Below are 25237 nucleotides of genomic sequence, written 5' to 3' on the forward strand. Positions count from 1 at the left end.
TGTTCAATGGTTTGAACAAAGTAAAATCTCCTGCTTCTCCTTCAAACAATTGAACGTTCACAGGAATTTCAATGAACACAGGTCCGGGCTCTCCTGAGACTGCGATGGAATAGGCTTCAAATATAGTTGGAATAATATCTCTGTGATCTCTGATTAAAAAAGTTTTTTTAGTAATGCCTTCTAATAATTTGCATTGATCAAGCTCATGCAATTGAAAATGTCTTCCGCTCTCTCTGTGTATCCCACCTGAAATTACAAGAAGAGGAATTCCATCTAAGAAAGCTTCTCCGATTCCGCTCATCGCATGTGTGATACCGGCAGCGGGGACGGTCACAATCACACCAATTGAATCAGATGTTCTACTGATTGCCTCTGCCATGAAAGCTCCACCGCCTTCATGCGTAACTAAAATCGGTTTGATTTTTTTGGATTGATTGAGTTGGTCATAAAATTCTGTATTATGGACACCCGGTATTCCAAATGTAAATTGAATGGGTAATTGCTCTAATGCGTATACTGCTAAATAGGCACCTGTTTTTTTCATATTGAATATTCCTTATTTTTTTCCTACGATACTTTCTACTGCAACTCTTGCGGTTAACACGCATGAGCCTAAGAAGGTTCCTTCTAAAGATCCCTTTCCGTGAATTCCTCCACCACCAAATCCTGCTGTCTCTCCAATGGCATACAATCCAGAAATGGTTTTTCCTTTCGAATCCAAAACCTGGCTTTGCAGATTGGTTTGAATTCCACCTAGACTTTTTCTACTTAAAATAAATTCTCGAATGGCAATAAGCGGCAAAGCTTTCTTATCCTCTATCTTTTGAAAATTACAAGTCCGAATTCTATCTCCTCGATAGTTTCTAAAATTTGCAATTCTACGCAATTGATCATCATTGTAATATGATTTGCCACGATCAATCATAGAATCATAAGTTCTAATTTCATTCGTCAAAATTTCTTCGTCCACTTTGAATCCAGACAGACTGATTTCGTTCATCTTACCAACCAATTCAGGAATCGTATTTGCTACTACAATATCTTTGGACTCTTTAATCAATCGATTTACTAACTCTGTATTACCAAATAAAATATCTTTGATCAATTTGATTTTACTTTTATTTCGAAATGCAGTCATATAATCTGAGCCGGAAACTGCTAGCTCTTTAATGGCAATCTTCCAATTCATAATCTGCCAGGAATACTGCGCTTTTGATTTTGTAATTTGCTCTACCGCATAACGTGTATCCGTATAACCCATAAGCGGCAAAGGACCAAATCTTTTTCCAGAAGAATCCACCCAGATAGCTGAGCGAGGCGGAACAAGACTCAAGCCATCATCTTTCTGTGTTGGATTGGGATGAAAAATTCCTGCCGCATAATGCCACTGCTTGTCTAGATGAGTAAGCTTTGCACCTTTTTTTTCTGCAACACGATGAAGCATTCCATCTGCATATTTATGGGAGCCATTTAATAATACGTTAGGCGCTTTCCCCCAATCAGAAAACCAATTCTTTCTTACTTCACTTAAGTCTCCACCACAGATTCCGCCTGATGCGAGAATTACAGTTTCTGCTTTTACAGTGAAATTAGATTTAGAAACTTCATCGAGTCCCGAAACTCCTATTGCAGTGTTTGACTCGATGATTAGATTATCTACTTTGTGGTTGTAATAGATTTGAAGTAAATTTCTTTTGGGATGAGATTCGATTGCTTTCAAAATCTTTACAATCAATTCATATCCTGTTCCCCAGGTGATATGCCATCTAGGAACAGAATTACCCGGACGAAAGATTCCTCTCTCTGCCCAATTCACAACAGGTAAAAATTGAATCTTCTTGTGATCTAACCATTCATAGATATACGGAATTGATTTTTCTACATACAGCTTCGCCCATTGTTTAGGCAATTCATCTGAATCTTCAAAATCAGCAAAGCTCTTCCAATCTTCCCAAGCCAGAGCAGGATTATCTTTTAATCCCATTCTTCTTTGATGAGGAGAATCTACAAACATCACTCCGCCAAAAGATTTCTTGGCAAGTCCGCCTAAATGCTCCTTATCGTCCCTATCTAATAGAATTACTTTTTTACCGTATGAAATTAAATCATACGCAGCGGTTAATCCTGCTAATCCGCCACCGACAATCACTGCGTCCGCGTGGTATTTTTGTTCTGACATAGTATCACCCTATTATACAATATCCTGAAAAAAAATATGCAATTACTATTTTTATTTATGCAGTATTTATTCTGCACTCTGAAGGGGGTGTGGAATGGCTTGATTCCGTTTTTCTTTTATGTTTATTTTTCTTTGAAATGACATAACTCACCTTACTTAAATCCACGATCAATCTACACGGAAACTGAGTTTATCTCGCAATCATTACGAGGAAATATCTTTCTTTTTTAAATATTTAAAGATTCTTGCAATAAATTTAGTAAATTTATTGTCAAATGATTTACGTGAAAAATCTCTCGAGGCACTTTATGAATTTGACTAGAAAAAAATTTATATTCATCCTTATTCTTTTTTCTATATCAAATTGTATTGCTTGGCCTAGCGCAATACTAGGGCTTTTACCGAAAACAGATAAGGCGCAACAAGTTCTTTTTCCACCTCCAGGAAATTCGAATCCTTCTCCTGCTACAAATTCTGATAATTCAAATTCTAACCCAGCGGGTTTTACTATTAGCTCTAAAACTGGAATTATCACAAGTGAATCAGGAACAAGTTCTTCGTTTTCAGTAAAACTAAATAGCACTCCGACGAGTGAAGTAGAAATAAAAATCAGTTCTTCCAATAGTTCAGAAATTACTGCAAATCCAATCAGTTTAAAGTTTACAGAGGCTAATTGGAATACTCCGCAAATTGTAAATCTAACAGGAGTCGATGATACTCTCCAAGATGGAAATAAAACTGTTACAATAGATCTAGGCTCAGGAATTAGCAAGGATATAAATTATAATAACTTATCAGTTGGAACAGTAGAAGCAACCAATGCAGACAATGAGACAACTGGAATCACAGTCTCTGCATTAGGTGGTCATATTGTCACAGAGGCAGGTGGCACTTCTAGTTTTACAGTGGTATTAAATTCAATTCCCAGCGGCGATGTAACCATTCCCGTTACCAGTAATGACTTGACTGAAGGAACTGTTAGCCCCTCTTCGATTACGTTTACCAATTCAAATTGGAATATTCCTCAAACAGTAACAATTACAGGTATTGATGATCCAAACCCGGACGGAAATATAAGCTTCACTGTGAGTCTTGGTCCTAGCACTAGCTCAGATACGAATTACAACAATTTGTCTCAACCAAACATAGCTGTCATAAACGAAGACAATGATACTGCCGGGTTTACAATCATTAACCCTACGATAACAACAAATGAATCGGGAACCAACGGGGTTTTCTTTGTTGTTTTAAATTCTGAACCTACGGCAAATGTATCTTTGCCTCTAACAAATTACAACGCCGCAGAAGGAGCTATAAGCACTACGAATTTGACTTTTACAACCTCTAGTTGGAATATCCAGCAAGCAATCACAGTAACCGGTCTTGATGATTCTAACTTAGATGGAAACATCGCTTATATGATTCAAGTTGGTGCACCGGTAAGCGCAGATTTAGCGTATAACAGTCTTTCTCCGCAAAGTGTAAGCGTAACCAATATTGATAACGACTCGCCTGGCTTTGATATTACTACCATAAGCGGTCATACGAGTGAGGCTTTAGATACGGCTACATTTAAAGTAAGACTTATCACTATCCCGTCAGCAAACGTAATCCTCAACTTTTCTTCATCGGATACAACGGAAGGAACAATTCAATCCGGCTCCTCTCTTACATTTACAACTGCAAATTGGAATGCCTACCAGACTGTAACAATAAAAGGAGTCAATGATAGTCTTGGAGATGGTGACGTGACTTATTCTATTATTTCAAATCCCGCAATCAGTGGAGATGCAAATTATAATGGATTAGACCCCGCGGATATTACGATCGTAAACGATGACAATGATACTCCGGGTGTAACCATTTTTGCTGCTGCTAATCCTCTCATCACAACTGAAAGTGCAGGCAAAGCAACATTTACCGTAAAACTGAGAACCAAACCAAATGCCAATGTTACTTTTACAGGGATTATTAGTTCCAATACTTCCGCTGGAACTGTATCTCCTGCAAATCTTACCTTTACCGCGACAAATTGGAGTATTCCGCAGATTGTGACAATTACAGGGGTAAACAACGATTATCTGAATCCAAGTGGAATTCTGTATACAATAACCGTTCCTTCTCCAACTAGCACAGATACAAGTTATAATTCTCTTCCAACCAATACAGTAAACGTAAAAAACAACGATAACGACACGCAGGGCTATACAATCAGTAAAACAAAAAACTTTATCACTGCTGATTCTAGTAAGTCTGATTCTTTTACCATCCGCCTAAATTCACAACCTGTAGGAGGAGATGTTGTAATTCCTGTAGCAAGTTCGAATACGGCAGAGGTATTGGTTTCTCCAGCAGTAATAACATTCACTGCGGCAAATTGGAATACTCCACAAACTGTAACAATGACAGGTCAAGTAGATGGTGTAGCAGACGGATCCAAGTTAATCACTATAGCCCTTGGAACTCCAACTGCTGCTTCAGGGAATAAGGACTATTATCCGAACGCAACGGGTAGCGATTATAGTTTAGTCAAACTCCCTGACTACAATAGTGCACTTGCAAATAATGGGATGATTACAATTAACAACTGTGATTCGGATGCAAAGATAGCACTCTGTTTGCCGCCAATCTCCGAAAGAGTAACAAGTGAAACCGGCACTTCTTTTCAATACTATGTGTTATTAAACCAATTGCCAACTGCCAATGTAACATTCAATGTTTCTGTGAGTGACACAAATGAAGCAACAGTATCTACAGCAACAATTACTAAGACGCCTGCGAATTGGGATACGGTTCAACTCATTACAGTTACAGGAAAAAATGATTCTGCGCTCGAAGCAATTGGTCAGCAGTTAGATGGAAATAAGCTCTATGATGTAACTCACTCAATTGCAACTAGCGCGGATGCCTACTACAATGGATTTGATGTAGCGGATATTACCAATATAACTAACACCGACCCAGATGTCCCTGATATCATCATGTCTCCTGCCAATAGCAGTAATAGTAGAATCACTCTCGTGAATAATAATTCAGTGACAATTACTGTAAGACTCAATTCTCAACCAACGGCTAATACCAGTTTTACCCTAAGTGGTGCTGGATTTACTGCAACACCTACTTCTTTGACATTCACATCCGCAAACTGGAACGTGAATCAGAATTTAACAATCAGTTATACCGGAGGCATTGGAGGCAAACAAGTAGTATCCTCTTCCTTTACAAGCACGGATTCTAAGTTCAGCGGAAAAGCAGTGTCTGATATTTTCTTTACTGTTGTGCAACCGGGATTTACCGTCAGTGCCATATCAGGTGACACAGATGAAACTGGAACAACTAGAACCTTTACAGTTAAGCTTAATTCTCCTCCAACTGCCAATGTATCTATTAATTTAATTTCTACTGATACAAACGAAGTAACTATTCTTTCTGGAGCTACTCTGACATTCACCCCACTCAACTGGAATACAAATCAAACTGTAACTTTGCAAGGAATGGACGATACTATATTAGACGGAGATCAAACTATCACTATTCAATTGCAAGCTGCCACAAGTTCAGATCCATCGTATAACGGCTTGGATCCAAATGATATAACGGTTATTAACCTCGACAATGATTAGTGTAATTTAGGGAGTGAGTATGAAAAATGTTTATTTAATCAGGCATGGAGAAACGGAATATAACGCAAAGGGAATTATTCAAGGCGGAGGGCTTGATTCAAATTTAACAGATGCAGGGGAACAACAAGCAATTCTTTTAATGGAAAGATTAAAAAGAGAAAACTTTGTATGCGATAAGATTTATTCGAGTCCAGTAGGACGAGCAAAGAGAACAGCAGAAATTTGCAGTTCGTATTTGAATCAACCAATTCAATTAGATGAGCTTCTATTAGAAATTGGATGTGGGGAGTATGAAGGAATTGAAATTGCAAGTATTCCAAAGGACAAATTAGAAAGACTAAGAATCTCTGAATTTGAAAAATATCCTGGCGGTGAATGCGTGGATGATGTAAGAAAAAGAGGAGAACAATTTATAGAAAAATATTTTCAGAAGAATGACGAAACAATTTTAATTGTATCGCATGGAAATTATATTAGAAGCTTTGCCTGCGCCCTCCTCGGAGTTCCTTCTTCTTTCGCATTAAAAGTTTTTATGGATAATACAGGCTTTAGTTATTTTTCGAAAGTAAATGAGATATATAGAATGATCTTTTGGAATGATACATCTCATTTACATTCAATTAAAAAGCTCTAACTATCAAGGTCAGACTATTTGCGGATACTCCCCGTTATTCGCTGTGTTTGTGGTAAATGCACCTAATTGTCCGTAGACGCGAGACGCAGTAGTGCTTGCGGCAATAGGAGCACTCACATTTATCTTTGTGTAACAGATTTATTAGCCGCTCTAAGGCGAACACTTCGAGAAGAGGCAGCACATCAGTGGTTTCTTGTGCTAAAATCGAAGTGCTATTGCAACTACCGTCTGGGCTTAAGAAATTAACATGATTACAAGTTTTTTTCATCCTCCCATCAGATTCCCAAGAAATAAGTTAGAGGATAATATTAATTTACCAGTGAGAACTATTATCAAATCAATACGATCACATTGAAAAACGCAATCTATTCACAAATATAAATAAAGTAATAACAATTAATAAACGTTAGGCAACAGATACATCACTTTGCAGTCCTCATTGCAGTTCAAGTATCAGTTTAACTTTCTTCTCAAAGTTTTACCAGTATAGATAAACTGCAATAAGAACTGCAACCTGAACTGTTATTTGATATATAGGCTACTTAACACCAATCATGCTAAGTCCTAAAGCAAATTTATTTGTGTAGTTTATTTTAGACAGGATTAACAAGATTAACAGGATGATATGTTTTATCATGTAAATCCTGTCAGAAATTTCTTTCAGTATTTAAATTTTTACAAATAATTATGCTTCATTACTTATGCTTATTTTTCTTAATTCGCCATAAATTTTAGTTCCATTTTATGGAACTTTTTTATAGTGTAAAAATGCGAGAGAAAAATCGAATTATTAAGATTGCAACTTTGAAGGAGTTTTGGGAGAAACATCCGACAGCAAAAGCGTCTCTTGAATCTAATATTCATCCGGTTTATTGGAACACATGCAGAATACGACAAAGTTGATGCAGAGACAATTTGACTAACAATGAGTAACCGCAAAGAGGATAAATTTATGAATAATAAAATTTTAGTTCATGTTAGACCAATTATTACAAAATCAGACTACAAAGACACACTCGCAAGAATTAAAGTCTTGATGGATCTTTCACAAAAAACAAAAAAAGAAGCGGCAGAATTAGATATCCTCGCAACACTAGTCGAGCGCTACGAAGAGGAGCATTATCCGATTAGCCCCCCTGATCCGATTGAAGCAATTAAATTTAGGATGGAACAAATGGGATTGTCTCAGACAAACCTCGCTGAAATTCTTGGCTCTAAACACCGAGCCTCTGAATATCTAAATCGCAAACTCCCATTATCCATTCAAGCAATTCGTAAAATCAAAGCCGCCCTCAATATTCCAGGCTATATACTCATTCAAGAATATGAAACAGTAAAGTAGAAATTGACTCCCTTTTACGAATTTAATGGTTGAGATTCTCGCTGAATGACTCATTGTGGCTAAGCCATGCCAATCATTCTTGATTTAAAATCTAGATTCCATAGAACACTCGAAAAGAGCAGGCATATATCTGGACGATTTATCTGTCGTCAGCTAGATGCAGAGATTGTGCGCCTATACAGCTTACTCGAAAAAGAATATCCAGAGATAAAAGATAGATTCTGCATTGTTGCAACTGGAGGTTATGGCAGAATGGAATTAGCCCCATTCTCCGATATTGATTTATTCTATTTACACAATGGTCTTAGTGATTCTATGCTCACAGAAATCATTTCAAAAATCAATACATTTCTCTATGATTCAGGAAAAGAAGTAGGACATTCCTGCAGAACCATCGAAGAATGCCTTGCAAATTTAGACAATGTAAATACTTTCTATGCGATGCTTGATTCTCGTTTTTTAACTGGCTCTGAAAGTCTATTTCTTAGTTACGAAGTTAATTTTCTAAAAAAATTACCATTTCACCTAATCAATCATTACAATCAGGATAAGATTAATTATCTATATGCTACGGTTAATTCTGATTTTCCGCTTTTAGTGGCGGAGCCTGATTTAAAAAATGGTCATCTCGGTCTAAGGAATCTACAAGCGATTTACTGGATCGAAAAATCTACTACATATATTCCTTCTCTCAGTGGTCTAGCATTGCTTCCTGTATTTACACGCGGAGAAGTGCAACAGATTGAAGCTGCCTATGATTTTTTACTCCGAGCACGTATTGCACTACACGCTCTTCATGGACGCAAAGTAGATAGACTGGACTTGACACAACAACCAAGCGTAGCGGAATACATGGGATTTGGCGCTAAGACGGACATTGCCTCTGTGGATAAGATGATGAATACACTTTATACTCATCAAAATGAAATTCATTCTTTCATGGGAATTTATTTAGATTATAAAATGAATAATTTTAATCAAATGGAAACACTTGGAAAGTCAGAATTTTTTCTACAGCGTTTAGGAGATTATTTATATCCTCCAAAAATTGGAAAATTATTTTCAAATCCTGAAACTCTATACGGTGACATCTTAGAAATTTTCTATATCTCTCACAGACTCAATCTGAATTTATCACCAAGTCTCATTGGCGAATTACGATTTGCCTCTCATTTCTTACAGGAAGATTTTAAGAGTTCCAATCATGCAATTGAATCATTTCTCAAGATTCTAAAAGAATCGAGAAACATAGGCAAAATTCTAACAAGTATGCATAGAGCCGGTATACTAGAAAATTTTATGCCTGAATTTGGAGCCTGTGTCAACTTCTCGCTTTTTAGTTATCACCATCAATATCCTGTTGATGAGCATACACTGTTTATCCTTAGAGAGCTTGACAATCTATTGAACAGCGTCTTCGATGATAATGAGGTCCAGCAAGTTTTTTATGAATGCGATAGCATATATATTCTTGCACTTGCAATTCTTGTTCATGATGCGGGTAAGGTCAAACAGGGAGATCATTGCCAATACGGAGCGGAGCTTGCGACGGCTATTGGAGAGCGTTTGGGACTAGGCGATGAAGAAACTGACTTGTTAAAGTTTTTAGTTGAAGTTCATATTCATATGTCGGAGTTGACTTCTAAGCGTGACATTTCCGATCCAGAACTACTTCGTGATTTTGCAAATTTGGTAGGGACAGAGAATCGACTCAAGCTACTGTATGTATTTACAGTCATTGATACAAAGTCTGTCGGTCCTAATGTTCTTACAAATTGGAAAAAATCTATTCTCTATACTCTCTACAAAAACACACTTGAGGTTTTGCGAAATTCCGACAATTCGCTATTAACAACTCAAATTTCTAAAGATCAAGAACTTCTAAAAAATTATCTTTTACAAAAAGAAAAATTAGAAGAAGGACTAACCAATCATGTTTTACAATTTGCATCTGAAATGATGCCACAGACTTATCTTCGCTACAATACTCCAAGACGGGTTGTTCAGCAATTTCTAATGCATATGAATTGTAAATCAAATCCTTCCGAAATTCCTGAAATTGAATACGAAAAAGAACCCGCGTTTGTAACGGTTACAGTGTATAGCCTTGAAGATAGATATTTACTTTCCGATCTAACTGGAACTGTTACTTCTGAAGCGTTAAGCGTAATAGGTATGCGTTCTTTCAAGAATGTAAATGGATTTGTAATCAGCCAGATTCAAATCACAGATAGCTTTGGCGGCGGCGATATTAAGGAAGAAAAACTAGAACGACTCAAAAAGAACATCAAAGGAGTCATAGAAAAAAGATTAAACGTGGAAAATCTTTTGACTTCTCCGATTGAATGGGTGAATTACAATAAAATTCCAGATGGAATGGTGGCGCAAAAGATTGAGTTTAACAATGTATTATCCGCTGAATATACAATTTTAGAAATCTTACTTCCTGACTCACTTGGATTACTCTACCGAATCATCAAACAAATTCTATCTTTCGATGTTCAACTTCACTTCGTTAGAGTTTCAACGAGTGCAGATTACGCCTATGACTCGTTTTATATTAAATCTAGCTTTGGAAATAAAATTGAAGATGTAGAACTCTTGAAAAAAATGGAACAAGAAATTGCAAATGCAGCCTCTGAAAAAATTAAAACAGAAATTTCTTATATAGAATATTAAAAATGCCTAATCAATTAACAACTTGGTGGAAAGAAGCAGTCGTATATCAAATTTATCCGCGTAGTTTCAAAGACTCGAATGGAGACGGTGTAGGTGATTTACAAGGCATCATCGACAAATTAGATTATCTAAATGGCAGTCCTGATTCTTTGGGTGTTGATGCCATCTGGCTATCGCCCATTAACCCCTCGCCTATGGTAGATTTCGGATATGATATTTCGGATTACGAAGATATCGATCCAGTCTTTGGCGATCTAAAGACTTTTAAAAAATTACTCAAAGAAGCACATAAGCGTGACATTAAAATCATAATGGATTTGGTCATCAATCATACTTCCGATCAGCATCCCTGGTTTATAGAATCGCGCTCCTCAAAAAATAATAAAAAGCGAGATTGGTATATCTGGCATGATGCGATAGACGATAAACCTCCCAATAATTGGATGGCTGCCTTCGGAGGAAATGCATGGGAGTGGGATGAAAAGACTAGACAATACTACTACCATGGTTTCACAAAAGAGCAACCGGATTTGAATTGGAGAAATCCTGAAGTCAAGAAAGCAATTTTCAAAATGATTGCCCATTGGCTTGATATGGGAGTAGATGGATTTCGTCTTGACGTTGTGAATTATTATATCAAAGACAAAAAACTTCGCGATAATCCAAAAGATTATTTCAAAGGATTACGTCCCTATGACATTCAACATCATATTTACGATAGAGATAGACCAAAGGTTCATAGCATACTAAAAAGTTTTAGAAAGTTATTGGACTCCTATGAAGGTGATAGAATGTCTGTGGGGGAGGTATTCATTGAGCCTCCCGGCAATCCGAAATTAGCCACTTCTTACTATGGGGATAATGGTGATGAGCTGCATATGGCATTTAACTTTGCATTTCTCTATTGTAAATGGGATGCAAATAAATTCAAAGAAGCCATTGCTGCTTTAGAAAAAGAATTAAAACCAGGAGACTGGCCTAATTACACTCTAAGCAATCACGACCAGATACGCCATATTAAACGCTACGAGAAGGGAAAAGAGACCATTCCCCGCATGAAAATCGCAGCAATGTTAATGCTCACACTACGCGGCACGCCTTTTCTCTATTATGGAGAAGAAATAGGAATGGAAGATCAATCAATTCCAAAAGATCAAATCCAAGACCCACTAGGAAAAATGTATTGGCCAATATTTAACGGTCGCGACAAATCTAGATTACCCATGTGTTGGAATTCTTCTGAGTATGCAGGATTTTCAAAAGCAAAGCCATGGCTTCCAATGAACAAGAACTATAAGAAGATCAATGTAGAAGTAGAAATTCCTAAGCCAGAAAGTTTACTCAATACCTATAAGAAGCTACTTTCGATTAGACGCGAATCAAATGTATTACGAAAAGGAGATATTCGTTTACTCGATGACCCGAATGGAAAAGTCTTAGCGTATTTTAGAATCTATAAAAAGAATAGACTTTTAGTTTTACTCAATTTTAAAAACGAGGAGGTCCTTTTTGATTTAGACAAACATACTCACCCTAAAATCAAAGCCTCTCTAGTATATTCTACAAATCTTAGAAGACAGGAAGGGGAAAATATTGATTTACCCCATATTAATCTAACCCCCAACGAAGGGATGATAATCAAATTTGAATAAATGATATTATATAAAAAGGAAAACGCAAAAATACCCCATGGATGAAATAGAACTGATTCGAGATTTTAGTTTTGATGCTGCACATCTATTGCCTAACGTCCCAGAAGGACACAAATGCAAACGGCTGCACGGACATACTTTTCATTTTAAGATACATTTAAAAGGGATCGTAGATGAGCAGACTGGTTGGCTTATGGATTTCGGCGATATTAAAAAAGTAGTGAAACCACTCATCGAAAATCATTTAGATCATTACTATTTGAATGATGTAGTCGGACTAGAAAATCCTACGAGCGAGAACATCGCAATCTGGATTTGGAAAAAGCTCAAGCCAGAGCTTCCGCTCTTATATAAAATCACCTTGCACGAAACCTGCAATAGTGCCTGCGTTTATTCCGGTCCAAAATGAAATCGACTAAGAATAAAAAAGGAGCCCTTGTTCTTTTTTCAGGAGGCTTGGATTCTACTACTTGCCTTTACTACGCATTGAAGCAAAGTAAAAATGTAATTGCGGTTTCTTTCGATTATTCACAAAGACATAAAGTGGAAATCAAAAAAGCAAAGAAGCTCACTTCCTTACTTAAAATTCCTCATACGATTGTAAAAATTAACCCAGAGATTTTTAAAAATACATCTCTCGTGAATCGAGAAATTAAAGTTCCTAAGAATTTTTCTTCCACGCAAAAAATTCCAAACACCTATGTTCCGGGTAGAAATATTTTGTTTCTGTCTTACGCTGTTTCTATTGCAGAAGGTTTAGGTCTGAATGAAATTTATATTGGCGTTAATGCACTGGATTATTCCGGTTATCCGGACTGTCGCCCTGAATTCATAAAGTCATTTCAAAACGCGATAAGCATTGGAACAAAATCAGGCGATGAAAAAAAAGCAATTCAAATCAAAACTCCCCTCTTACATCTTTCTAAAAAAGAAATTGTAATCTTAGCCAATCAATTAAAGGTTCCTTTTCACATGACTCATTCTTGTTACGACCCAGTAAAAGGAAAAGCATGTGGGAAATGCGATTCCTGTTTACTCAGACAAAAAGGTTTTCAAGAAGCAGGAGTTCTAGACGAATGAATTTCCGCTTACTGTCTTGCGCATTACTCTTATTAGCCTGTATTTCGATTATAGATTGTGCTACTTACTGGAACAATCGAAGAAAAGACTTACAAGACGTAATCACAGTAGGAGTCGAAAAACCAGCCTATGGGGTTACTCTTAAATTAGCCCCACTGAATCTAGGATTTCTCTTTGTAGGTGGAGAAACAGAGCCGGGCAAAAAAGACTTAGGCGGAGGAATTGGACTTAGAGGGGGAAGTTTTTCTAGTTATGTTGCTCAACAACTTGTATTTGGTTGGATGGGAGGAGATACTTTCTACTCCGGAGAATTGGAATTAGCCGATGACGGAAAGATGCAATATGAAAAAAAAATTCCTATTGTAAAAAATGCACGTGATAATATTAAAAGTTATTCTGTTACTTACTTTAAAATATTTTCAGATCCACCTAAAGATAGAAAGAAGAGGCAGAAAGAAGAAGTAAGAAGTGTTGTAATCAAAAAAATGCTAGAAGATAATCCAAACGCAGATCCCGCTCTTCTAGCATACTTACCCAAAGAAAATTTAAAACCAAATGGCTATCCGAAATCTTATCTTTATCAAATTGAATTTGCGATTGGTATCTATGGTGGACTTAGAGTTGGATTTAATCCTGCTGAGCTTATCGACTTTATTTTAGGATTTACAACTTATGATTTGTATGACGATGATGTAAAAGATTGAATCGTTTGCTAGCATTCGAATCAAGATTTTTTACGCAACACTTAGGGATATTTTATGTTACAAAAAACAACTTTAGATTTTCTAAATGACTTAAAGAAGAATAACAAGAAAGATTGGTTTGAAAGAAATAAACCTAATTTCGAAAAAGCTAAACTCGATTTTGAAGTCTTTATTTCAGAACTTTTCTTTCAACTAGCCAAGACCAATAAAAACCTAATTGGTGTCGATCCCAAGAAATGTATTTTTAGAATTTATCGAGACGCGAGATTTTCTAAAAATAAAGAGCCTTACAAAACAAACTTCGGAGCCGCTATCAGCGAGACCGGCAAATCAATGGAAACCGCTCTATTCTATATACATATTGAACCGGGAAATAATTCTTTTATTGCAGGTGGGCGGCATATGCCAGATTCCGCTTCTCTTAGAAAACTAAGAGAGAAGATCTTAGAAAATCCAAAAGAGTTTAAGAAAATACTTTCCGAAAAGAAATTCAAATCTCTATTCTCCGAGCTTTCTGACATGAAAGTAAAGACAGTCCCAAGAGGATTCTCCAAAGATCATCCAGAAATTGAGCTTCTGAAATACACGAGTTATATCGTAGAAAAAAAGATAGATGATAAGCTTTTGCTTTCTCCAGATTTTTCTAAACTTTGCACCGAAGCCTACAAGGTATTATTCCCATTACTGAAATATTTGAATAAAAGCGAATGACATTTTCCAATTTCTTCTTAGGTTTTAGCTCAGCACTTGCTTTGCTCTTTGCTGTTGGGGAATTTTCCTCAGTGCGATTGTCTTCTAAGAATTGGTATTTAGGTGGAGTCTTTTTATTTCTATTTTCCTTCTTATTACAGTCCTTTTTATGGGCGAGCGGATTACTCAGAGTATACCCTCACTTGCTTCATACGCATGTTCCAGCTACACTATTGATTGGCTTTTTCTTAGAAAGATACCTATTGCTTATGTGGGAAAATCAAGCAGAAAAATTCAGTCGGTTCTTACTGAAATGTTCACTTGCTATGAGTGTGGCTATTCTTTCTTTGCCGCTTTACCTTATGTCTGCAAGTGAAAAGTTAAAATACATAGAGGAATGCTATCGGGCAGGGACTCCGAGTAGATCTAAGATAGTTATTTTTTTGACAATAGGGATTTTATTTTTTTCCTTCTTAAATCTTTTAATGCGATTTATAAAACTATTTAGAAGTAGCACTTTCTATTCCTCTAAAACTTTACAGTTGATTTTTTCCATTTTAATCATTGCGTTTATTACTATTTTGATAGGAGGAGTCTTTGCCTTTTATGGCTCCTACATTGGAATGGAAACGAATGGCTATATCATTGGCTGCTTTTTGATTTTACTTTACATTTTGCGTTTACGAAATCCTGAAATTTTTCAAGAAGTGCAAAAAATTGTAGAAGAGGAAAAAAAATATAAGAACTCACAACTCAAATCCCTTGACCTAAATAGTGTTGCCAATAAACTCACTACTCTTCTAGAAAAAGAAAAAATCTATCGAGAGGATAATCTGAATTTGACGGAACTTGCTTCTCGAATCGGAATTTCAAATCACCAACTCTCTGAATACTTAAACCAAGAACTAAAAGTTTCTTTTTTTCAATTGATTCACCGCTATCGAATAGAAGAAGCAAAAGAAAGACTCTTAAGTCATTCCGATGAAACAGTCCTTTCTATCGCTTATCATGTTGGTTATCAATCCAAATCTTCTTTCAATGATATTTTCAAAAAAGAAACAGGTCTTACACCGACCGAATTTAGAAAAAAAACAAAAAAATAGTCCAGACTTATCAATCACTACCTAAAAATCAGTCCAGACCGATAAAGGCGGTCGAAGTGGTTTTCATTCTGTGCTATACTGGTTCTTGTTTCAATGGAGGAAATTATTATGCCATTTAGTTGTGATCTCAATTTGGATTGTTTGATTCAAGTCGCATCCTTTCAATTATTCATGAACTTTGTGCGTTACTACCCGATTGCGGGAGTAGCTTTTTTAATATTCTATATGTGGAAGAAAAACTATTTCGCCAGATTTAAAATTCAAGATAAATATCCTAAAGCGGAAAAGATTTGGATGGAAATACGGCAATCTGCTATTACCCTCATCATGTTCAGCGGAATAGGAATTACTGTTTATACTTTGATTCGTTTAGGAATTTTAAAAAGTTATATGTATAAAGACCCGACGATGTATGGCGGAGTTCCTTATATGATCTTATCCTTTATACTAATTACCATTTGGCATGAAACTTACTTTTACTGGGCTCATAGACTTATGCACCACAAAAAGATTTATAAATATGTTCATCTTGTCCATCATCAATCCGTAAATCCTACTCCTGTAGCCGCTTATAATTTTCACTACATTGAAGCTTTCTTCGAGGCGATTTATGCTGTGATATTTACACTAACGGTTCCTATCTATTATCCGGTATTTATCATTCATACTTTTTATGCGATGATTATGAATATTTGGTTTCATCTCGGATATGAATTTATGCCAAAAGGATTTGCAAGTCATTGGTTCTTTAAATGGATTAATACGTCTACTCATCATAATCTACACCACCAAAAGTTCAACGGAAACTACGGACTCTACTTAAACTTCTGGGATCGTATCATGGGAACAAACTTTCCATACTACGAAACATATTTCGATAACCTAGCGGATAAGAGAAATACTGCGCTACCAGTCGAAAACGAAATTCACGCTCCGGCTTAAAAAACCGCTCTCGTTCATCTAATGAATTTCGATATGCAAATTAGCTATCGGAATTCATTAGATGAAATTTCACTCCCCAATCATCTCTGCCAACGCCTTATGACCTTCCGCATTTAGATGTGCATCATATGGAAAGTATAGACTCTCTGGATTCTTGTCAAATAAATACTCGTTCGCATAATAGCATTTAAGCGCATTCTCTTTACAGACTTTTTCGATCTGGAGAAAGTGTGGATTTTCTTGTTTATGCGCTTCACTTGTATGCCCTGTAATTGTGCCTGTGATTCCTCCTTGCGCAAAATATTCTTTAGCCGGAATATAAAGAAAAGACAATTCTACGTTTTTGTCTTTGCAGATTTTTAGAATTTGATTTAGATAAATTTCATTTTTACTAAGACGATTCTTCCAAAGCTCTTCTTTTGCATCTTTGTAAAAACCAAATTGGTTTCCGTATTTTGTGTTAATTTCATTTCCTAAAGATTTGAGTCCTCCAAACTTTTCAATCGAACCTTTGTGGCTAAGAACTGTTATACCTGGTTCTCGTCCTGCTTTGTAATAGAGAATGGGAGAAGGTTGTTTCTGAAAGAATTTATAGACTTTCGTAGTGAGTCTATATAAAGTTCTTTCTTTGAAGAAATTATATAAACTCTCTCCAAAAATACTTGCGGCTAATCTTGATTTAGGCGCACGGACAGTTCCATCTTCATTTCGTTCAGCGAATACTTCTATTTTGTCGTTATCATCTAAGTCATTGTCGAATAGCTGGACGATGACTCGCTTTGGTTTAAAAGTTTCTAAGTAGGTTTTAATTTGTAATGCAAATAAAATGGGGGATGATCCGTGTAAGCCTAAGTTTAGTAGCTTATCTGTTTTGGAATTTTGATTGTAAACTTCCGTATAAATTTCTTTTTCTTCAACACCCCATCCTTCCGTAAAAGAGTCTCCAATGACGAGAGTTGAATACTTTGTCTCTGGCTCTAATTTTTGTCTGAATCCGTTTAGGTTGGTTTCGACAAGCACTGAGTATTCCTCTGAGACCACTTTGCCGAATTTATTTGGATACATGCGAAATAGCATTTCTTTATCAAATCCTTTCACTAGAATTTGCTCCGGGTCAAATACGCTCAGAATTACTTCGAATATCGCTAGGTTAATTAGAATAAATGCAAATAGGAAAATTTTTTTCTTCATAAGAATGTCCTGATAGAACTATTTTTTTATTGCCTTTTATTGAATACTGAAAAATCAATTGACTATGAAACGAATCGTAATTCTAAACCCTAAAAGCCGCCATGGTGCTTCCCGTGTTGCATTTGATAAAATGAGACCAAAGTTAGAAGACCATCTTGGGCTCTTTGATATTTATTTCACATCCGCACCCAAAGATTGCACTCGAAAGGTTAGAGAAATTTTACACAAAAAAGAATACGATCAGATTCTAATCGCCGGTGGCGATGGCTCTGTCAATGAAGCGGTTAATGGCTACTTTGACAAAGGACATTTGATTCCGACAGAAATTCCTCTCGGAGTAATCAACCTTGGAACTGGTGGCGATTTTATGAAGACGCTTAACAAGCATTCGTCGCATTATATGGATGCTCTAAAAAATAATTCTTTTAAGCTAGTAGATTGTGGTCTATCAACACTTGAACATGGGAAAGAGCCTTGCTATTTTATAAACATCACTTCTATCGGAATGGGCGGAGATATGAATCGTCAAATGAAAGCCTCTTCGTTTCAAATGGGAATGGCGGCTTATTTCTATCATACGCTCACCGTCTTATTCAAATATACCCCTGCCAAATGTAAAATTCGAATCAAGCAGACAGATGGAACCTGGCAAGAAACAGAATCAGAAGTTGTAAATTTCTTTGTTTGCAATGCAGGCTTTAGTGGTGGTGGAATGATTTGGGCTCCGAGTGCAAGTATTGAAGATGGGATTTTTGATATTGTTTTGGTTTCCAATATTCCCAAACGCAAATTAATCAGTGAATCTCACAAAGTGTATTCAGGAAAAATTGCTCATATGACTGGTGTGAGTGAGTTCAAAGGTGTAGAAGTTCATGTAATTCCAGAGCGCACTCTTTCACAAGAGATAGATGGTGAGATTCGAGAAATGGATTTTTTACAAACACATGAATTTCATTTTAAATTGATACCGAAATCAATTCCAATGGTAATGTAGTGGCATGAACTTAAAAAAGTTTTCTCTTATACTCATTGGCTTTTATCTTTTAATTTTTTTAGTTTTGCCTCATACAGAGTATCAACCGGCTGACCCTGGAATTAAGATTATTCAGATTCAAGATTTTATCAATTCAGGATATTCTACATTTGCCGCAAGCTATCAGGGAAAATATCTTGATCCGGATTTAAAATTCTTTCCAACCAAGCCTCCATTTGGTTATGTCTTATCGGGTAATGCCTATTATGTGTTCCCTTTTTTCGTGACTGTTTTTTACGCTCCGTTTTATTTGCTCGGGGGAATCTATGCACTCGATCTGCTAAGTTTAATTTCTGGTCTTGTGATCTTGTATCTTGTCTATAAAATTTCTATTCTCCTGGATCTAAGCGAATCTTTTCGTAAACCAATGCTTATTTTTATTTCATTTGGGTCGATTAACAGCATTTATTCGTTCATGCTAGGGGAAGCGATTCATGCATCTTTACTCATCACCCTTGCTTATTTTTTAATTTTAAAAGCGAAGACTTTGGATAATTCTTGGCCTTTTTTTCTTTCAGGTGTCCTTTCTGGATTGTCTGTCTTATTTCGAATTGAATTGGCACTCTTTTGCTTTTTATTTTTCGCAGGAGTTCTTTTATTTAGAATCTATAAAAGTAAAATGGACTCAGTTGCTTTGGCTACAGGCTTTGCAATCCCTGCCTTAATTTTAATTTTTGCAAACTACCAAGTTACAGGAAACATTCTAGGTCTTAGAGGGATCGAATTTTTAAATTACTCGGGTGCCGCGTATCCATTCGAGAGAAGACTTTTTAGTCTAGTAAAAGCCTTGTTTGTCTCCGATAAGGGCTTAGGACTATTTACCGCTTGGCCTGTATTTTTATTTTTAATCCCTTTCTTTGTTTTCTTTAAGAAGTTAAATTCAAATCGAGAACTAAATTTTCTCTTATTTATCTCGATCATCTTCAGTATCCTAATTCCCATGATAGTAAAAAACGATGATGGATCAATCCTGGGACCAAGATTTGCGGCTAGCGTGCAACCGCTGTTAGTCGTTGGAACTTTTTACTCGATTGATTTACTTTCAAAATCAGAAAGAATCATAAAATGGATTTCTTATTTAAAGTATATTGTATACTATTCTGTTTTTGTCACACTCTTAGGATACGTAATTCTTTTTCTATTCTTAAAGACATCGCATCGTATGAATGTAGAAATTGACAAAAGTATTTCCGGAGAATTAGTGATTATAAAGAATGCAGAATTTTATAGTTTAGTGTTTCCTTCTTTGCCTAAGAAGCCAGTTCTTGCCATTGAGAATTCACAAGAACTATCAGATTTCTTTCAGAAGAACTTAGCTAAAGTTCCGAGGAAAATTTCGATTATCTCCTCTGCATCTACAAAGGATAATGACTCTTTGCTCCCAATTGGGGTTGATTATGAAATAGAAAATGCATTTTCTAAGAACGGCATAGTCGTTCAAAATTTAAAAATAAAAAATTTAGGTAATTAATCTTGAAACCTTTCTTAAAAAAAACAATTCAATATATATTTTTGATTCTTTTGTTATTAGTATTTCTTCGGATAATTGATTTTGGCTTTTTACTTCTAAACCAACAAGGCAAGGTTATTTTCTATCCACCTAACGTCACAGCACACTCGGACTCAAAGGACTATTATTATACATTTAAAACAAACTCATTAGGAATTAGGAATCCCGAAATCACTGAAAAGAAAGGCAAACGAATATTAGTTCTCGGAGACTCTTTTGTATTTGGTTGGGGGGTTAATGAAGAGTATACGTTCGTTCGTCTCGCAGAAAAAAAACTCCAAGCCAAAGATCCGAATATAACTCTTGTCAATACTGGAATTCCAAACACCGGTCCTGAAAATTATCTACCAATGTATCGCGCTCTACGTGATAAGCTTAAACCCGATCTAGTGGTTACTGTTCTTTATCCGAATGATGTGACCGATAGTGGTCCGACTGTATTCTTAGAGGCTATTAAAAATGCATTGAGTAAAAAGAAAGCTATTCGATTTGCCTTCTTTATCATGCCGAAAGCATCTGATTATTTTTTAAAATACTTTCTAGCTCGTATGAATCAGGGAATTAATTCGGATGCAGAGTCTACGACTTTACAAAAGCAAAATGAATCTCCACCTCCACCGCCTAAGATACTAACAGCAGAACAAGTTAAAGCAAAGAAAGAAGAGTATCGCAAACTGATTTATGTTTTAGCGGAAAGCATGGGTGTCAAGAAAGACCGAGTATCTCAGTGGCTAATAGAGATTGGCGATGAGAATTTAACCTTAGCTGCTGAGGGAAAAATTAGTCCTAAGATTCTTTTGACTGGACTTCTTTCTCCTGATTTTTATGAAGAGAATTTAGACTTAAAGAAAAAACAAATTGATAGATATGGTAGAATGTTAGAGCTAATAGACACAATTAGAAAAGAAACATCCGAAAGAAAAGAACAATTTGGTCTAGTCTATATTCCTTCTGAATTACAATATGATGCAAAGAAAACAGAGCTTCATAAAAGGCTAGGAGTCATCACACAGGAACGTTGGCTAACAGAAGTTTCCGCATTGGAGCAAAGCCTAAAAGAGTATGTAGATAAAAATCAAATTAGCTATTTAAATTTGACATCCATTTTTAGAGAAGAGTCTCACGGAAAAGAATTGAATTTTCCATTTGACCTTCATCTAAACAATAATGGAAATGCTGTTGTAGTTGAACCATTTGTAAAATTCATTGAAGGCTTTGAAAAAACTCCTTAAAATGTATCATGAAAGCAATTCCTAAAAATCATCCAATCTTCACAATCGCCTTACTTGGATTAATTTTTTTTGTCTTGATTTTTTACAATCCAGCAAAGGGTATTCAATACGGTGACTTTGGTCTTATGTATATTCAGGTGCAAGATATTGTAGATAGCGGCTACTCTACATTTTCCGTTCAATACAAAGGTGAAAAATTCGATCCTGAATATAAACATTTTCCTTTTACAAAACCTTTTCTAGGAAAGGTAAACGAAAAACACTATATTGATTTTCCTCCTTATTTTCCTTTGCTAAACGCACCTTTCTATCAGCTCTTGGGGGTAAATGGTTTATACCTCTTGAATTTTATCTCCTTGCTTCTGACATTATTCTTAATTTTTAAATTAGGTCAACTCTATGGATTGAGTATACCAATGATTCATTTGAGTTTGATTTTATATTCTTTTGGAATGACTTCAACGATGTATAATCTGGCATTTCATGAATATCCGCTTGCAATCTTTTGGATTACACTTGGATTTTATTTTATCAGTGTGTATTACAAAGCACAAAAAGATTATTCCTTATTTTTGTTTGGTCTGTTTGGTGCAGTATCTCTTTTCTTTCGTCTTGAAATGATCTTTGTAATTATTGCTTGTGGGTTGAGTCTATTGATGATTTACCCCAAAGATTTTTTAAAAATAGGAATTTATTCGTTCCTTGGATTTATTTTACCATTTGCACTCTTATTGTATTTGAATTTTTATATTCATGGACATCCTCTCGGACTTCGCTATGCCCTGACACTAACAGACAATGCATCCCCGACTCTTTTGGGGCGAATTGATATTATCCGAGATATGCTTTTTTCAAATACGCGTGGCTTCTTTTATCAATCGCCTTTTGTTCTCATCTTACCACTGACATTGTTTCTCGCAAAAGACGTTTTAAAGAAAGAGCGGTTTCTCTTTATTATTCTCTTGATTGGATTTGTCTCTATACTATTGACTTCGCCAAATCATGGAGATCATCGTGCTCCTAGATATTTATTTGGATTGTATCCAATTATTACTTTGACAAGTATAATATGCCTATCGTCTCTCTTAAATTCTATGCCTGAGAAAAAGGCAATTTTTCGGATCCCAATTCAAATACTATTTGGAGTCTTGGTTCTTGTTTCCATTTATTCCACTCTTCAAAATTATAAGTGGATGCAAAGAGCGGTATTGAATGTCGAAAAATTCAATCAGAAATTGATGAAAGCGACAGGCGATAACATTCCAATTATTTTTCGGGATTATGCCCAACCTCTCAATGCTCAAAATCTATATGTTCGGCAAATGACTTTTGTTGTTGATGCATTGGAAGCTATTTCGCCCTTACTTTTCAGTTTACAGTCCAGCGGTATTCAAAAAACAATAGTATGCCAATTGTTCCCCATTGACATGGAGTCGGAATCGCGAGAAAGAATTCAAGCGGAGTATATAAAAAAATGGCAACTTTCTCAGCGCGGGAACATTTTTTACTTTCCAGATGAGAAAAAATATGTCTTATTCAACTGGATTGACCTCGGCAAAAAGCAAAACTTTCTTATTTTGAATATATTTCTATAATAGTTGAATTTTCTATAAAGCTCTTAGAGGCTTTTTGTCGTTAATCTACTTAGAAAACTTTAAGCAAAAATTTTTTTTTTGCAATAGAATAAAATTATGAATGACAGAAATCCTTTGATTATGTCACATATTAAAATTTAGAATGGAGATACTTTAACTATGGGAGACGGCTCACTTTCACAAGATGAAATAGACGCACTTTTACAAGGAGCAGATGAGACTCCTTCTTACGACACTAGCGGTAGCAGTGGTGGGGGCGGTGGCGGGGGAGATGATTTATCTCCTTTAGATAAAGATGCTCTGACTGAAATTTTGACTGCGGCTTTTGCAACAGCCGGCGGAATGCTAGGAACATTGCTTTCCAAGAGTGTAAAATTTGCAAATCCAGTTCCAGAAGCCAAGAGTGCCACTGATATTAGCACGGAAATAGGCGCTGGCTCGGTTTGTTTATTTTCGACTCTAAGCGGAACTGTAAACGGTAGAGCTTGCTTAGTTATGTCTATGGAGAACGGCTCCAAGATTGCTCATTTGTTAATGGGTGGTTTATCTACAGGCGCAATGGAAACTGCTCAACTTGAAACATTAAAGCAAGGTTTTACATCGGTTATTGGAAATGTAACAGTGCAAATTGGTGTAAAAGTATCCGCACCTATTTCAGGCTCTCCAGTAGATGTATCGAGTTCAAAATCCTCTCGCGATTTGATTTTGCCTGATGGAAAAACTCTAATTCGAACAACCGTGAATTTGAACATTGATGGAATTGGTGCATTCAAAGTTCATTATATAATTTCGAAAAGTATGGCAGACGAAATTCTTGCACTAAGTAGAAGAACTCCTAATAGAACCGGTTATGGAGACAGCAATGGTGGAATGAATGTAAATGTAAGTCCATCTAATTTCGGAAACCAATCTGCAGGAATAGGAATGGTAAATTCTGGTCCGCAAATAGGAATAAAGGGCGTTAGCTTCCCTTCTCTTTCAACTGCTGGTGCTCCATCTGGAGCGACTAATTTGAATTTGCTCATGGATGTTCAAATGTCGTTAACGGTGGAACTTGGTAGAACTAAAATGTATATCAAAGATATTTTAGGACTCGGGGAAGGCTCTATCATAGAATTGGATAAACTCGCCGGTGAGCCAGTTGATTTACTCGTAAATGGGAAATTGATTGCAAAGGGAGAAGTTGTAGTTATTGACGAAAACTTCGGTGTGCGCGTGACAGACATTGTGAGTCCTACAGATAGGATTAAGAACGAAAGCAAATAATGAATATTATCCTCAAACGCCAAAATATAATTAGATCAATTCTACTTACAGGAAAAATCTGCCTATTGGTAATTTTCCTGCAAGTAGGATTGATTGCTGGGGAAAGAGATGAGATGGATCAGTTGCTCCAAAAAGAACTGGGACAGGATCCATCTAAACAGGTAATTGAGGATAATAGCAAAAAGCCAACAGACAAAAAAAACGAACTAGTAAATCCAGTAGAAGAAAGATATAAAAGAGACGAAGAGCCATCGAGTCTTTTATGGACATTGGTGAAAGTTATTTTTGTTTTTAGAATATTGACAGCGATCATGTATTACGTATTGAAATTCATTTCTAAGAATAGACAGAATATGTATCCAGTCAAAGATGCAATGCGAGTTCTAGCTAGTTTGTCGTTAGCCCCGAACAAACAACTGCAAATCGTAGATGTTTCGGGTATATTGCTAGTAGTCGGTGTTTCTGATGGTTCTGTAAATCTTATCAAAGAAATTGACTCAAATGAAATAAAAGAAAAGATTTATCATTCAAGAGAAACACATGAGCCTCAGTCTGAAAATTTTCTAGAAGTATTCATGGGGACAATTAAGAATTTAAATTTCAAGTCTGGAATTAATCCAGAAAATCACAAGGACAGTGAAACAAGAGACGAAGATATCATGGATGAAATTAAATTTCGCCAGTTGGAAAGATTGGAAAAGTTAAAGCAAGAGAGAACAGATCTTTCTGGAGGTAAGGGAAAAAAATCCAACGATCATTTTTCCTAATAAAGTATGAGACAT

Annotated in this window: 20 protein-coding genes and 1 pseudogene; 18 read left to right on the forward strand and 3 right to left on the reverse strand. The window is 36.0% G+C overall.

Annotated features, from left to right (window positions below; all coding sequences use genetic code 11):
- Both IPH52_17300 and IPH52_17305 read right to left on the reverse strand, forming a co-directional pair.
- A partial coding sequence (locus tag IPH52_17300; GenBank protein ID MBK7056765.1) for a thiamine pyrophosphate-binding protein occupies window positions 1-544 on the reverse strand: 544 nt, incomplete at its 3' end.
- Window positions 545-556: 12 nt separating this feature from the next.
- Complete coding sequence (locus IPH52_17305) at window positions 557-2179, reverse strand: FAD-binding dehydrogenase (GenBank protein MBK7056766.1); 1623 nt, start codon at window positions 2177-2179, stop codon at window positions 557-559.
- A 308-nt stretch (window positions 2180-2487) separates the two neighbouring features.
- Here IPH52_17305 and IPH52_17310 point away from each other — a divergent pair, with 308 nt between their 5' ends.
- The 12 genes and pseudogenes from IPH52_17310 to IPH52_17365 all read left to right on the forward strand — a co-directional run bounded on the left by IPH52_17310 (window position 2488) and on the right by IPH52_17365 (window position 16628).
- A complete protein-coding gene (locus IPH52_17310; protein MBK7056767.1) occupies window positions 2488-5802 on the forward strand; it encodes a hypothetical protein in 3315 nt (1104 codons plus the stop codon).
- Between the two features lie 19 nt (window positions 5803-5821).
- Complete coding sequence (locus IPH52_17315) at window positions 5822-6436, forward strand: histidine phosphatase family protein (protein MBK7056768.1); 615 nt, start codon at window positions 5822-5824, stop codon at window positions 6434-6436.
- Window positions 6437-7204: 768 nt separating this feature from the next.
- A pseudogene (locus IPH52_17320) lies at window positions 7205-7355 on the forward strand (type II toxin-antitoxin system HigB family toxin).
- Between the two features lie 33 nt (window positions 7356-7388).
- Window positions 7389-7778, forward strand: coding sequence for a transcriptional regulator (locus IPH52_17325; GenBank protein MBK7056769.1), 390 nt, complete (start codon window positions 7389-7391; stop codon window positions 7776-7778).
- Between the two features lie 66 nt (window positions 7779-7844).
- A complete protein-coding gene (locus IPH52_17330; GenBank protein MBK7056770.1) occupies window positions 7845-10457 on the forward strand; it encodes an HD domain-containing protein in 2613 nt (870 codons plus the stop codon).
- 2 nt (window positions 10458-10459) lie between these two features.
- Entirely contained in the window at window positions 10460-12109 is a 1650-nt protein-coding gene (locus IPH52_17335; protein MBK7056771.1) for an alpha-glucosidase, read from the forward strand.
- Window positions 12110-12146: 37 nt separating this feature from the next.
- On the forward strand, window positions 12147-12518 hold the full coding sequence (queD, locus tag IPH52_17340) for a 6-carboxytetrahydropterin synthase QueD (protein MBK7056772.1): 372 nt from the start codon (window positions 12147-12149) through the stop codon (window positions 12516-12518).
- Window positions 12515-13189, forward strand: a complete 675-nt coding sequence (queC, locus tag IPH52_17345) for a 7-cyano-7-deazaguanine synthase QueC (GenBank protein ID MBK7056773.1) — start codon at window positions 12515-12517, stop codon at window positions 13187-13189. Before queD ends, queC begins: the two co-directional genes overlap by 4 nt.
- Window positions 13186-13893 carry a hypothetical protein gene (locus IPH52_17350; protein ID MBK7056774.1) on the forward strand — a complete coding sequence of 236 codons (708 nt, stop codon included), beginning with the start codon at window positions 13186-13188 and terminating at the stop codon, window positions 13891-13893. The genes queC and IPH52_17350 overlap by 4 nt, the downstream gene beginning before the upstream one ends.
- Window positions 13894-13947: 54 nt before the next feature.
- Window positions 13948-14604: a DUF2461 domain-containing protein gene (locus IPH52_17355; protein MBK7056775.1), complete on the forward strand. Its 657-nt coding sequence runs from the start codon at window positions 13948-13950 to the stop codon at window positions 14602-14604.
- Window positions 14601-15686, forward strand: a complete 1086-nt coding sequence (locus IPH52_17360; protein MBK7056776.1) for an AraC family transcriptional regulator — start codon at window positions 14601-14603, stop codon at window positions 15684-15686. The genes IPH52_17355 and IPH52_17360 overlap by 4 nt, the downstream gene beginning before the upstream one ends.
- Before the next feature lie 108 nt (window positions 15687-15794).
- Window positions 15795-16628 (forward strand): sterol desaturase family protein, encoded by an 834-nt coding sequence (locus IPH52_17365; protein ID MBK7056777.1) that lies wholly within the window; start codon window positions 15795-15797, stop codon window positions 16626-16628.
- Window positions 16629-16697: 69 nt separating this feature from the next.
- Here the strand turns inward: IPH52_17365 and IPH52_17370 are convergent, their stop codons facing one another.
- Window positions 16698-17819 (reverse strand): GDSL family lipase, encoded by a 1122-nt coding sequence (locus IPH52_17370; GenBank protein MBK7056778.1) that lies wholly within the window; start codon window positions 17817-17819, stop codon window positions 16698-16700.
- A 64-nt stretch (window positions 17820-17883) separates the two neighbouring features.
- Here IPH52_17370 and IPH52_17375 point away from each other — a divergent pair, with 64 nt between their 5' ends.
- The 6 genes from IPH52_17375 (at window position 17884) to IPH52_17400 (ending at window position 25222) form a co-directional block, all read left to right on the forward strand.
- Window positions 17884-18813, forward strand: a complete 930-nt coding sequence (locus IPH52_17375) for a hypothetical protein (GenBank protein MBK7056779.1) — start codon at window positions 17884-17886, stop codon at window positions 18811-18813.
- Between the two features lie 4 nt (window positions 18814-18817).
- Window positions 18818-20323 (forward strand): hypothetical protein, encoded by a 1506-nt coding sequence (locus IPH52_17380; protein MBK7056780.1) that lies wholly within the window; start codon window positions 18818-18820, stop codon window positions 20321-20323.
- A gap of 50 nt (window positions 20324-20373) precedes the next feature.
- Window positions 20374-21594, forward strand: a complete 1221-nt coding sequence (locus tag IPH52_17385) for a hypothetical protein (protein MBK7056781.1) — start codon at window positions 20374-20376, stop codon at window positions 21592-21594.
- Between the two features lie 8 nt (window positions 21595-21602).
- Window positions 21603-23189 (forward strand): hypothetical protein, encoded by a 1587-nt coding sequence (locus IPH52_17390; protein ID MBK7056782.1) that lies wholly within the window; start codon window positions 21603-21605, stop codon window positions 23187-23189.
- 159 nt (window positions 23190-23348) lie between these two features.
- The gene (fliN, locus tag IPH52_17395; GenBank protein MBK7056783.1) at window positions 23349-24455 is read left to right on the forward strand and encodes a flagellar motor switch protein FliN; all 1107 of its coding nucleotides are present in this window, start codon (window positions 23349-23351) and stop codon (window positions 24453-24455) included.
- Window positions 24455-25222, forward strand: coding sequence for a flagellar biosynthetic protein FliO (locus tag IPH52_17400; GenBank protein MBK7056784.1), 768 nt, complete (start codon window positions 24455-24457; stop codon window positions 25220-25222). Before fliN ends, IPH52_17400 begins: the two co-directional genes overlap by 1 nt.
- The last annotated feature ends 15 nt before the right edge of the window (window positions 25223-25237 follow it).

The sequence above is a fragment of the Leptospiraceae bacterium genome, from assembly GCA_016708435.1.
Classification (GTDB): domain Bacteria; phylum Spirochaetota; class Leptospiria; order Leptospirales; family Leptospiraceae; genus UBA2033.

Excerpts from the sequence above, each read along its gene's own strand:
- IPH52_17310 (MBK7056767.1), top strand. The coding sequence starts at position 2,488 with ATGAATTTGACTAGAAAAAAATTTATATTCATCCTTATTCTTTTTTCT.
- IPH52_17390 (MBK7056782.1), top strand. The coding sequence starts at position 21,603 with ATGAAAGCAATTCCTAAAAATCATCCAATCTTCACAATCGCCTTACTT.
- IPH52_17375 (MBK7056779.1), top strand. The coding sequence starts at position 17,884 with ATGAAACGAATCGTAATTCTAAACCCTAAAAGCCGCCATGGTGCTTCC.
- IPH52_17370 (MBK7056778.1), bottom strand. The coding sequence starts at position 17,819 with ATGAAGAAAAAAATTTTCCTATTTGCATTTATTCTAATTAACCTAGCG.
- IPH52_17305 (MBK7056766.1), bottom strand. The coding sequence starts at position 2,179 with ATGTCAGAACAAAAATACCACGCGGACGCAGTGATTGTCGGTGGCGGA.
- queC (MBK7056773.1), top strand. The coding sequence starts at position 12,515 with ATGAAATCGACTAAGAATAAAAAAGGAGCCCTTGTTCTTTTTTCAGGA.
- IPH52_17325 (MBK7056769.1), top strand. The coding sequence starts at position 7,389 with ATGAATAATAAAATTTTAGTTCATGTTAGACCAATTATTACAAAATCA.
- IPH52_17365 (MBK7056777.1), top strand. The coding sequence starts at position 15,795 with ATGCCATTTAGTTGTGATCTCAATTTGGATTGTTTGATTCAAGTCGCA.
- IPH52_17330 (MBK7056770.1), top strand. The coding sequence starts at position 7,845 with ATGCCAATCATTCTTGATTTAAAATCTAGATTCCATAGAACACTCGAA.
- IPH52_17400 (MBK7056784.1), top strand. The coding sequence starts at position 24,455 with ATGAATATTATCCTCAAACGCCAAAATATAATTAGATCAATTCTACTT.
- queD (MBK7056772.1), top strand. The coding sequence starts at position 12,147 with ATGGATGAAATAGAACTGATTCGAGATTTTAGTTTTGATGCTGCACAT.
- IPH52_17350 (MBK7056774.1), top strand. The coding sequence starts at position 13,186 with ATGAATTTCCGCTTACTGTCTTGCGCATTACTCTTATTAGCCTGTATT.
- IPH52_17380 (MBK7056780.1), top strand. The coding sequence starts at position 18,818 with ATGAACTTAAAAAAGTTTTCTCTTATACTCATTGGCTTTTATCTTTTA.
- fliN (MBK7056783.1), top strand. The coding sequence starts at position 23,349 with ATGGGAGACGGCTCACTTTCACAAGATGAAATAGACGCACTTTTACAA.
- IPH52_17315 (MBK7056768.1), top strand. The coding sequence starts at position 5,822 with ATGAAAAATGTTTATTTAATCAGGCATGGAGAAACGGAATATAACGCA.
- IPH52_17355 (MBK7056775.1), top strand. The coding sequence starts at position 13,948 with ATGTTACAAAAAACAACTTTAGATTTTCTAAATGACTTAAAGAAGAAT.
- IPH52_17335 (MBK7056771.1), top strand. The coding sequence starts at position 10,460 with ATGCCTAATCAATTAACAACTTGGTGGAAAGAAGCAGTCGTATATCAA.
- IPH52_17360 (MBK7056776.1), top strand. The coding sequence starts at position 14,601 with ATGACATTTTCCAATTTCTTCTTAGGTTTTAGCTCAGCACTTGCTTTG.